Source organism: Acinetobacter sp. A3 (assembly GCF_012371415.1).
Classification (GTDB): Bacteria; Pseudomonadota; Gammaproteobacteria; order Pseudomonadales; family Moraxellaceae; genus Acinetobacter.
The window spans coordinates 54,454-63,829 of record NZ_JAAZQW010000012.1; the positions used below are offsets into that span (position 1 = coordinate 54,454).

Consider the following 9,376-nt stretch of genomic DNA (forward strand, 5'->3'; position numbering starts at 1 on the left):
ATTCCTTAAGAAACGGTTGAATCTTCATTACGTTGGTTTTGTTTTTCTTGGCGAATTTCTACCCAGGTTTTTAAAATTAGGGTCACAATAGCCAAGAGTGCCAAGAGCGATGACACTGCAAACGCAGCACTAAAGGTATATTCGTTATAGAGAATTTCGACGTGAAGTGGCAGGGTGTTAGTTTCACCACGAATATGCCCAGACACAACCGATACTGCACCAAACTCACCCATCGCACGTGCATTACACAGAATCACGCCGTAAATTAAACCCCATTTAATATTGGGTAGAGTGACTTTCCAAAAGGTTTGCCAGCCAGAAGCACCCAATACAATTGCTGCTTCTTCTTCTTCTGTGCCTTGTGCTTCCATTAATGGAATTAATTCACGGGCTACAAAAGGTACAGTAATAAAAATGGTTGCGATAACAATTGCAGGAACGGCATATAAAATTTTGATGTCATGTTCCATCAACCAGCCGCCCATCCAGCCTTGTGTACCAAAAATCAATACCAGCATTAAACCTGCAATGACTGGAGAAACTGAAAATGGCATATCAATTAGCGTGGTGAGGATAGATTTGCCTCGGAAGTTGAATTTGGCGACTGCCCATGCGGCTGCCACACCAAAAACCACGTTTAAAGGGACTGCAATGGCTGCGGTCAGTAAGGTTAATTTCACTGCCGATAGCGTGTCTGGATGTACCAGTGCTTGTGCATAAACCCCTACACCTTGTTTAAAGGCTTCTACAAAGACCAGAATCAGCGGCAAAATTAAGCAGCTTAAAAAGAAGATTAAGGCAATCGCAATTAGGGTATAACGCACCCAAGTCGGTTCACGGGTGGCATCGCGTGACTGTAGTTTTTCAGCCAAAGCATTGCTGTTGGTATTTAAACTCATCGTGCAGTTCTCCCTGTGCGACGGCTTGCCCATGCTTGTAATAAATTAATAAGGAATAGCATCACAAAAGAAATCAGTAACATCACCACAGCAATGGTGGTTGCACCTGCGTAGTCGTATTCTTCCAAGCGAGAAATAATCATTAACGGTGCAATTTCAGTTTCAAAAGGCTGATTACCTGCAATGAAAATAACAGAACCATATTCGCCTACACCACGAGCAAATGCCAAAGCAAAGCCGGTGATTAAGGCAGGCAGTAAAATAGGAAAAATCACTTTACTGACAATTTGAAAGCGGTTTGCTCCTAGTGCCGATGCAGCTTCTTCCAGTTCAGTTTCTAAGTCACTGAGTACAGGTTGTACGGTACGCACCACAAAAGGAATACCAATAAAAATCAAGGCCAAAGTAATCCCGATTGGGGTATAAGCGACTTTAATGCCAATTGGCTCTAAATATTGACCAATCCAACCCGTGGGTGCATATAAAGAAGTCAGCGCAATACCTGCTACTGCGGTCGGTAGAGCAAATGGTAAATCGACCAACGCATCTATAATACGTTTGCCTGGGAAACTGTAGCGAACTAGACACCATGCCAATAACAGGCCAAAGACCACGTTAATAAAGGCAGCGATGAGCGCAGCACTAAAACTGAGTTGCAAAGATTTTAGAATACGTTCTGAACTTAAAATTTCCCATAAACCATCCCAACCAATACCAAGCGATTTAATAAATACTGCCGATAAGGGAATAAGAACAATTAAGGATAAATACGCTAGGGTAAAGCCTAGAGAAAGACCAAATCCTGGCAGCACTCGGGATCGCTGCGACATGATGACTCCTCAAAGAGAGAATTGTGTTTGAAAACAAACAGAGCAAAGAAAATGTAAATTCGGCACAAGCATAGTTTGCAAGGGTTAAATTGCAAATTTAAATAAATACTTGCTGTTATCAGTATTGCTGATATGCGACATCGTATTTTGTGAGATGAGATAATGATGAATCTCAGGGAAAGCATCAAAGCCAGAAGCGACATTAATATGTCCAACTTGACCTAAATTAATAGGCTTTAATTGCCATGTTTGCGCTAAGGCTTGCGCATCTTCAAAGCTTAGCCATGGGTCATTTTCGCTAATTAATAATTGAGTCGGTACAGACCATTTGAGCTGCTTAAAATAAGCCAAATAGTTGTTTTGGCTTTGCTGTGCAAAACCTGATTCACCAAAACGTGCAGGGTTAGCAGGCGCAACCAAAACTACATTTTTAATTTTTTCTTGTAGTTCAGGATATTGTGCCAAGGCTGCAATTGTGGTCAGACAGCCAAAGCTATGTGCCACGATTTGGATATCGTCCTGAATAGGCGCAACAGTTTTCACAAACTCAGCCACCCAATGACTTAAAATTGGTAAATTCCAGTCTTGTTGTTGCACACGTGAGCAAGACATGAGTTGTCGTTGTAACCAAGACTGCCAGTGAGCATGTTCGCTGCCACCCACGCCTGGAACAATTACGGTATGAATCATGTCGATGCTCCTGAAAAATATATGTACATTAATGACGTTGCTGTTCCACTTTTTGAGTGGAAGGTCTGGTTAGGTTTGCAATTCAAATCACTAGACCATTGTTTAAAAGTCATTTTTGAAACCTGCACGAAGAATAGCGAGAGTTTCTATGCAAAAAAAACAATTAAAAATGAATTTTATATGAATAAAAGAGATATATAAGAAAATAGGGTAAAAAAGCACCCCTATTTTTCAATGAGGGTGCTTGCCCAAGTCCTTCACATGCTTATTTTGCAGCGTTGGCTTTTACAATTTGATCGAAAATACCACCATTTTCAAAATGGACTTTCTGCACTTTTTCCCAGCCACCGAATTCTTGATCAATGCTGACCAATTTTAAAGGTTTGAATACGTGCTGATACTTGGTCAATGCGGTTGCGCTGCGTGGGCGGTAAAAATGCTTACCTGCTAAGTCCTGCCCTAAAGGAGAGTACAAGAAGTTTAAATAGCCTTGAGCAAGATGCTGATTGCCTTTTTTCTCGGCATTTTTATTGACAATAGCCACAGGTGGTTCTGCCAATACAGAAAGGCTTGGGGTAATAATTTCAAATTTACCCGGCTGTTCACGAATCGCTAAATGAGCTTCATTTTCCCAAGCCAGTAAGACATCTCCAATACCACGCTCTGCAAAAGTGGTGGTTGAACCGCGTGCCCCTGAATCAAGAACTTTGGTTTGTTTATAGATTTGACGTACAAACTCTTGGGCTTTGGTATCATTCCCAGCAGGTTGATGTTTAGCCCATGCCCAGGCTGCTAAGTAATTCCAGCGTGCGCCCCCTGAGGTTTTCGGATTTGGTGTGATGATTGCAACATTTGGTTTAACTAAATCGCCCCAGTCCTTAATATTTTTAGGGTTACCTTGGCGGACTAAAAATACGATGGTTGATGTGTATGGAGTTGAGTTATTCGGTAACTTTTTTTGCCAGTCAGCGGGTAATAGTTTGGCTTTTTCTGCAATAACATCTATATCCGCTGCTAAAGCTAGGGTCACAACATCGGCATTTAAGCCATCAATAACCGCACGTGCCTGTTTACCTGAGCCACCGTGTGATTGCTTGAAATTAATAGTTTGTCCAGTGCGTTTTTTCCAGTAGTTGCCAAAGTGTTGATTGACATCTTCGTATAATTCACGGGTAGGGTCGTAAGAAACATTGAGAAAGTCTTTTGCAGATACACTCAGTGCTGTGCTAGAAAGTATGGCTGCCAGTACCCCAATTTTAAATTTTGAAAAGCGCATGATTGACCTCATTGGTTTATGCTTTGTTGTGTGCTGAGTTGAATGAGGCAAGCATATAGTCAGTTCATTTTCTTAAAAAATAATTTAAAATGCGGTGAATATCAGCAAATGATAAATATAAATTTCTTCATTCTTTTTTATATTTTGTGATAAATCATGAGTAAGTTGTCTATGCAGTGTTATAAAAATGCTGAGCCTATTGAGCACATCCACCTGTTAGATCGGGCATTTCATTATGGCGATGGCTGTTTTAGTACTGCACGGATTCGCAACAATCAAGTTGAGTTGTGGCATCGGCATTTAGCGCGTTTAGCGCATGCCAAAGAACACATGCATTTAACTGTAAATCTTGAACTTATTAATAAAACACTGGCCGATTTAAAACAAAAACAGGGCAAGTTAAATGGCACATTAAAGATTGTGCTGAGTCGTGGTGAGGGTCAACGTGGCTATAGCTTGCCCGAACATCCTGCCGATGTATGGGTATTCTTTTATCCTCAGGCGCAAGAAACTTTAGGGGCAGAATACCACTACGAAATCATTCAAAGCGGTGTCTTAGAACAGACCATTGGCTTGACGATGCCACAGTTGGTCGGTGTGAAAAGTTTGAACCGTCTTGAACAGGTTTTATTAAAACAAGAGGCAGATCAAGCGGGGTGGCTTGAGGCTTTGGTAACCGATGTGCAGGGGCGTGTGGTTGAAGGTGTGAGTAGTAATTGTTTCATTCTTATAAACAATACATGGATTACCCCGCAACTTGGTTATAATGGCGTGCACGGCGTGATGCGGGCAGAAATTTTGTCGCGGATGCAACAGCACAATATTGCGTGTGAACAACGTGATATAGATGCTGCAGAAATTGCGGACATTCAAAGTTTATTTTTTTGCAATGCGCTTAGTCCAATGAAAATTGCCAGCCATTTACAGTCACAGCTTTTGGATGTGCAACCGTGTATTCAATTATTTAAGCAACTTCAACTGAATCAGATACATTCTTATGTCTAAACCTAAACGCCCGTCAAAATCTAAAAAGAAAACTAATACAGTACAGTCTATGCGTGCCTTGAAAGGTGGCATCATTTTTATACTGGGGCTATTACTGGTGCTTGGCGTGATTTTATGGTCAAGTCTGTTTAGAGATTATCCTGTTGAAGGTCAAAAACAATTATTGGCAATTAATGAAGGCGACACGTATTCACGCTTTATTGATCGTTTGGCTGAAGATGATCATGTGAACTTTCCAATTGTTTTAAAGTTGTACCAATGGGTGATGATCCATGACAGCATGAAGAAAGGTGTATATGAAGTGCGTCAGGGCATGAGCGTACGTCAGGTTATGGAAATGATCGCCAATGCTGAAAATGCGCAAATGAACCGTATTTTGGTTATTGAAGGCACGACCTTTAAGCAATTGATTGAGGCATTAAAGAAAGATGATTTGGTCAGTAAAGAAGTAGTGCATTTACCTTATGCAGAATTGCTGAAAGCTTTAAATATTCCTTATGCACATCCAGAAGGGTTGTTTGCACCAAATACGTATTTTTTTGCTAAAGGTGAAACTGATCGTAAAATTTTAACCGATTTATATCAGCGTCAAATGAAAGCATTGGATGATGCTTGGAATAATCGAGCAGCAGATTTACCTTATAAAAATAAATATGAAGCCTTGATTATGGCCTCAATTATTGAAAAAGAAACCAATGTTGATGCTGAATTACGGCAAGTGTCTGGGGTGTTTGTACGTCGTTTAAAACTGGGTATGCGTTTACAGACTGACCCAACCGTCATTTATGGTATGGGAGATCGTTATCAGGGTAATATCACCCGTCAGGATTTACGCACTCCAACGCCATACAACACCTATACCATGAGTGGCTTAACGCCAACACCAATTGCCTTGCCAAGTCAAAAAGCCATTGAAGCGGCGATGCATCCAGACCAATCTGACAACATTTATTTTGTCGCGACAGGTAATGGTGGACATAAATTTAGCACCAATTTGCAAGATCATAACCGTGCCGTGCAGGAATATTTAAATGTACTGCGCGCGAAAAAATCAGGGGAATAAGCATGTTTATCAGTTTTGAAGGCACCGAAGGGGTAGGCAAAACGACACTCATTCGCCGTATTCATGATTATTTTACTGCACAAGGTCAAGAGGTGGTTTTAACCCGTGAGCCAGGTGGAACCCCTATGGCAGAGCAAATTCGTGCTTTGTTACTCGCGGTCAACCATGAAGAAAAAATGTGTTCAGACACTGAGTTATTGTTGATGTATGCAGCGCGTGCTCAGCATTTAGATCAGGTGATTTTACCAGCAATGGCTGCAGGTAAAACTGTGTTATGCGACCGTTTTAGTGATGCAAGTTTTGCCTACCAATGTGCTGGCCGTGGTTTAAGCGTAGCGAAGTTGAACATGCTGAATAGCCATTTTGTGGCACGTATGCCTGACTTAACTTTCTGGTTGGATGCCCCAATTGAGCTGGGTATGACCCGTGCACGTGCTCGGGGTGAGTTAGACCGCTTTGAACAAGAGAAAGCTACTTTCTTTGAGAAAGTCAGAGGCGGTTATCAAACTTTATGGGAACAACAACCTGAACGAGTAAAACGCTTGGATGCGACTCAAAACCCAGATCAAGTCTTTGCACAGGCAATGCAATATTTACAGCCAAATACTTAACAAGCGAATCAGTCATTCTTGCGCATTTGATTGCATTAAAAAATCTTCTATAGTGATTGTGCTTTAGAAGATTTTTTATCATTTAGAAAAATAGTGAATCGAACAACATGAGCATGACCAAAGAAGAAATTATTGAATTTTTAAAAGTAGAGTTTCCGCAAAGTCTGGAAAAATGTGAAATTGTGTCCATCACGCCACGTGGGGCATTGGTGAATTATCACATCGATGAACGTGATTTACGCCCAGGTGGTACGGTATCAGGGCCGACTATGATGACTGTTGCAGACTATGCACTTTATATCGCCATTTTAGGGGAGTTGGGTTTGGTGGCTTTGGCGGTGACCAGTAATTTAAACATCAACTTTTTACGCAAGCCCGCAGCAGGGCGTAATTTACGTGGTGAATGTCGCTTAATGAAAGTAGGGAAAAACCTCGTGGTCGGTGAGGTTTGGGTATATTCCGAAGGTGTAGATGATGCCGTGGCGCATGTCACAGGGACATATTCGATTCCACAGATTGGCTGAGAATAAAGTCAGCTTTATCTTAATTTTAGTTACTTATATTTACCATGTGGTTACATATGTACACATATCACATGAAAATCAGGGTTTGATTGGTTAAAAAATAATCACAAATATTTCATTTTATGTTTTTCATATAGATCAAATCTGCTTTTGTCTAAGCTAGCAACCCGTAAGTGATAAAACAAGGGAGCTAAATGCTTAAATTTAAGAACAATATTGTTCATGGAGCAATCTTTGATATGGATGGAACAATGTTTGATACTGAACGATTACGGTTTCAAACATTGAAGCAGGCATCTCAGGAGCTCATTGGCGTTGAATTTTCAGACGTATACCTCATGCAATGTTTGGGTTTGAGTGCAAAGAGCGCTGAACAACTGGCGCAAGCAGAATATAGTGCAGACATTCCTTACCGTGAGATCCGTCAGCGTGCTGATGAACTAGAACTAGAAAGTGTGCGCAATTTTGGTGTGCCCATTAAAAAAGGTTTGTTGCAGGTATTAGAGCGGTTACGAAAGTCTGGCTTGAGAATGGCGGTTGCTACGTCTAGTCGTCGTGCCATTGCCGAAGAATATTTGATTAATGCCAATGTCTATAAGTTTTTTGATGTATTAGTTTGTGGCGATGAGGTGCAACAGGGCAAGCCACATCCTGAAATTTTTATAACAGCCGCACAAAAAATTAATCTAGAACCCAGCGAATGTTTCATGCTGGAAGATTCTGAAAATGGAATCAAATCTGCACATGCAGCGGGTGGCATAACCATACTATTTCGGGATATCAAAAAACCTAATGCTAATATGTTGTCACTCACGCAGCATTATTACGCAAGTATGCAAGCTTATTTAGATGACTTAAATCAAGTTATTCCTGTATTGGAAATGCCGAGTTTACAAGAGGCCTTCCCGCAAACTTTAAATCAGTTGAGTGTGGGGATTCATGGTTTTGGTGCAATAGGTGGGGGCTATTTGGCCCAAATTTTATCGCACTGGGATGGCTATACCCGTCCTAAACGTATTTATGCTTCTACACGGAATACCTTATATCGTTCTGCAGTAAACGCCTTTGGAACGTATTCAATTCGTTATGGACAATGTTCTTATGATGAACGAATTGAAAATATGCACATCATTGATGCGGAGAACTTGCAGCAGATGCAGCAAATGTATGTGGAGTCGAGCCTAATTGCATTATGTTTGCCTGAACATGCTTTACAGCAAGAGGCTAAAGTAATTGCGCAGGGCTTATATGCCCGTTTTATAGCGCAAGTTGAACTCCATCAGCCTTTAACTATTTTGGTAATTTTAAATAAAGTTGGGGCAAAACAGCTCTTGATGACGCATATTCATCAGGCGTTAGAGACGTTGTTGGATCCCGATACGGCAGCCAAAATTATGGCGCAGCATTATTTTTGCGATACTGTCGTAAATAGAATGGTCTCTAAATTAAGCGATCAAAACTTATATCGCCAATTACGCATCAAGTATAATATTTTTAAGCAATTTCAGTTGGATGACGAAGCAGAGCCAATTGAAATTGAAGACAATACTCGATTGCAGCCTGAGCAAGAGCGTCAAGCCACCTTATATGTAGAAGATTTAAGACGCAATTTTCAGCCCAGTCACATTTTGCAAAGTATGGATTTAATTTTATTTCATGCTGAAAGTGACATGCCTATTTATGTGGAAAATGCCAGTCCATTATTGCAACACATGCGTCAAATGATTTTGGTAGATGATATTGCCGAAATCCAACTCATTAAAAATCGTTTATGGAATGGTGTACATGCCATGATGGCTTGGTTATCCAGTTTAATAGGGCATAACAGTATTGGTGTCGCAATGGCAGACCCATTGGTTGCAGATTTTACCCGCGCTGTTTCGGCACAAGTAGCGTTGGGATTAGCTGCACAGTTGCCGCATCGTCAGCAAAACTTAAAGCATCTGGCACAGAGCTTTCTGGACTCATGTGAACATGCCTATAAAGACCCGTGTCAGCGTGTGGCACGTGACCCTTTGCGTAAACTCTCAGCCAATGAACGGGTGATGGGTGCTTTGATTTATCATCTGCAGCATGATTTAGCTGCAAATTATGTGAAGAAAGGAGTGGTGTTGGGCTATCTGTATGCAATTAAAATGCAGCAGTTGGGGACTCAAGCAGCATTACAGCATTTGTCAAAACAATTGCAAAATGCGCCTATATGCGAACAGACACGGCAGCAATTGCAGTACACAATTAGCCACCAATTACAGCAACTATTGGCTGGTCAAGTTCGCTTAGAAGCATTTATTCAAGATGATACTCAAGTTGCAGCCGTAATATAAAACTCAACTTGATGAATTCTTAGGAGGAGTGATTGATAGCAAATAATTATATTGATAAATATAGTCAAACATATACTATTTAGGTATTAAATTTTAAAAAAACTTGCAATGAAATACTTGACTGAAAGCTTAAAGAAAGTAGAGCAAGACCTTG

General features: G+C 40.8%; 9 protein-coding genes. 5 read left to right on the forward strand and 4 right to left on the reverse strand.

Annotated features, from left to right (window positions below; all coding sequences use genetic code 11):
* Positions 1 to 5 precede the first annotated feature (5 nt).
* From cysW to HHA42_RS06130, 4 genes are all read right to left on the reverse strand, one after another.
* Complete coding sequence (gene cysW, locus HHA42_RS06115) at positions 6 to 899, reverse strand: sulfate ABC transporter permease subunit CysW (RefSeq protein ID WP_168460110.1); 894 nt, start codon at positions 897 to 899, stop codon at positions 6 to 8.
* Positions 896 to 1,729, reverse strand: a complete 834-nt coding sequence (gene cysT / locus HHA42_RS06120; RefSeq protein WP_168460108.1) for a sulfate ABC transporter permease subunit CysT — start codon at positions 1,727 to 1,729, stop codon at positions 896 to 898. Before cysT ends, cysW begins: the two co-directional genes overlap by 4 nt.
* 84 nt (positions 1,730 to 1,813) lie before the next feature.
* Positions 1,814 to 2,419 carry an alpha/beta hydrolase gene (locus tag HHA42_RS06125; protein ID WP_168525789.1) on the reverse strand — a complete coding sequence of 202 codons (606 nt, stop codon included), beginning with the start codon at positions 2,417 to 2,419 and terminating at the stop codon, positions 1,814 to 1,816.
* A gap of 265 nt (positions 2,420 to 2,684) precedes the next feature.
* The gene (locus tag HHA42_RS06130; RefSeq protein WP_168460105.1) at positions 2,685 to 3,695 is read right to left on the reverse strand and encodes a sulfate ABC transporter substrate-binding protein; all 1,011 of its coding nucleotides are present in this window, start codon (positions 3,693 to 3,695) and stop codon (positions 2,685 to 2,687) included.
* A 171-nt stretch (positions 3,696 to 3,866) separates the two neighbouring features.
* On the opposite strand from HHA42_RS06130, the gene pabC reads away from it, so the two are divergent.
* From pabC to mtlD, 5 genes are all read left to right on the forward strand, one after another.
* Positions 3,867 to 4,700 (forward strand): aminodeoxychorismate lyase, encoded by an 834-nt coding sequence (pabC, locus tag HHA42_RS06135; RefSeq protein WP_168525793.1) that lies wholly within the window; start codon positions 3,867 to 3,869, stop codon positions 4,698 to 4,700.
* On the forward strand, positions 4,693 to 5,763 hold the full coding sequence (gene mltG / locus HHA42_RS06140) for an endolytic transglycosylase MltG (RefSeq protein WP_168525791.1): 1,071 nt from the start codon (positions 4,693 to 4,695) through the stop codon (positions 5,761 to 5,763). The genes pabC and mltG overlap by 8 nt, the downstream gene beginning before the upstream one ends.
* Before the next feature lie 2 nt (positions 5,764 to 5,765).
* Positions 5,766 to 6,374, forward strand: coding sequence for a dTMP kinase (tmk, locus tag HHA42_RS06145; RefSeq protein ID WP_168460102.1), 609 nt, complete (start codon positions 5,766 to 5,768; stop codon positions 6,372 to 6,374).
* A 107-nt stretch (positions 6,375 to 6,481) separates the two neighbouring features.
* Positions 6,482 to 6,898, forward strand: coding sequence for a PaaI family thioesterase (locus HHA42_RS06150; protein WP_168460100.1), 417 nt, complete (start codon positions 6,482 to 6,484; stop codon positions 6,896 to 6,898).
* A 194-nt stretch (positions 6,899 to 7,092) separates the two neighbouring features.
* On the forward strand, positions 7,093 to 9,222 hold the full coding sequence (mtlD, locus tag HHA42_RS06155; RefSeq protein WP_168460099.1) for a bifunctional mannitol-1-phosphate dehydrogenase/phosphatase: 2,130 nt from the start codon (positions 7,093 to 7,095) through the stop codon (positions 9,220 to 9,222).
* The last annotated feature ends 154 nt before the right edge of the window (positions 9,223 to 9,376 follow it).

Coding starts and splice junctions, on each gene's coding strand:
- pabC (WP_168525793.1), top strand. CDS start 3,867: ATGCAGTGTTATAAAAATGCTGAGCCTATTGAGCACATCCACCTGTTA.
- HHA42_RS06150 (WP_168460100.1), top strand. CDS start 6,482: ATGAGCATGACCAAAGAAGAAATTATTGAATTTTTAAAAGTAGAGTTT.
- cysW (WP_168460110.1), bottom strand. CDS start 899: ATGAGTTTAAATACCAACAGCAATGCTTTGGCTGAAAAACTACAGTCA.
- HHA42_RS06125 (WP_168525789.1), bottom strand. CDS start 2,419: ATGATTCATACCGTAATTGTTCCAGGCGTGGGTGGCAGCGAACATGCT.
- HHA42_RS06130 (WP_168460105.1), bottom strand. CDS start 3,695: ATGCGCTTTTCAAAATTTAAAATTGGGGTACTGGCAGCCATACTTTCT.
- mltG (WP_168525791.1), top strand. CDS start 4,693: ATGTCTAAACCTAAACGCCCGTCAAAATCTAAAAAGAAAACTAATACA.
- mtlD (WP_168460099.1), top strand. CDS start 7,093: ATGCTTAAATTTAAGAACAATATTGTTCATGGAGCAATCTTTGATATG.
- tmk (WP_168460102.1), top strand. CDS start 5,766: ATGTTTATCAGTTTTGAAGGCACCGAAGGGGTAGGCAAAACGACACTC.
- cysT (WP_168460108.1), bottom strand. CDS start 1,729: ATGTCGCAGCGATCCCGAGTGCTGCCAGGATTTGGTCTTTCTCTAGGC.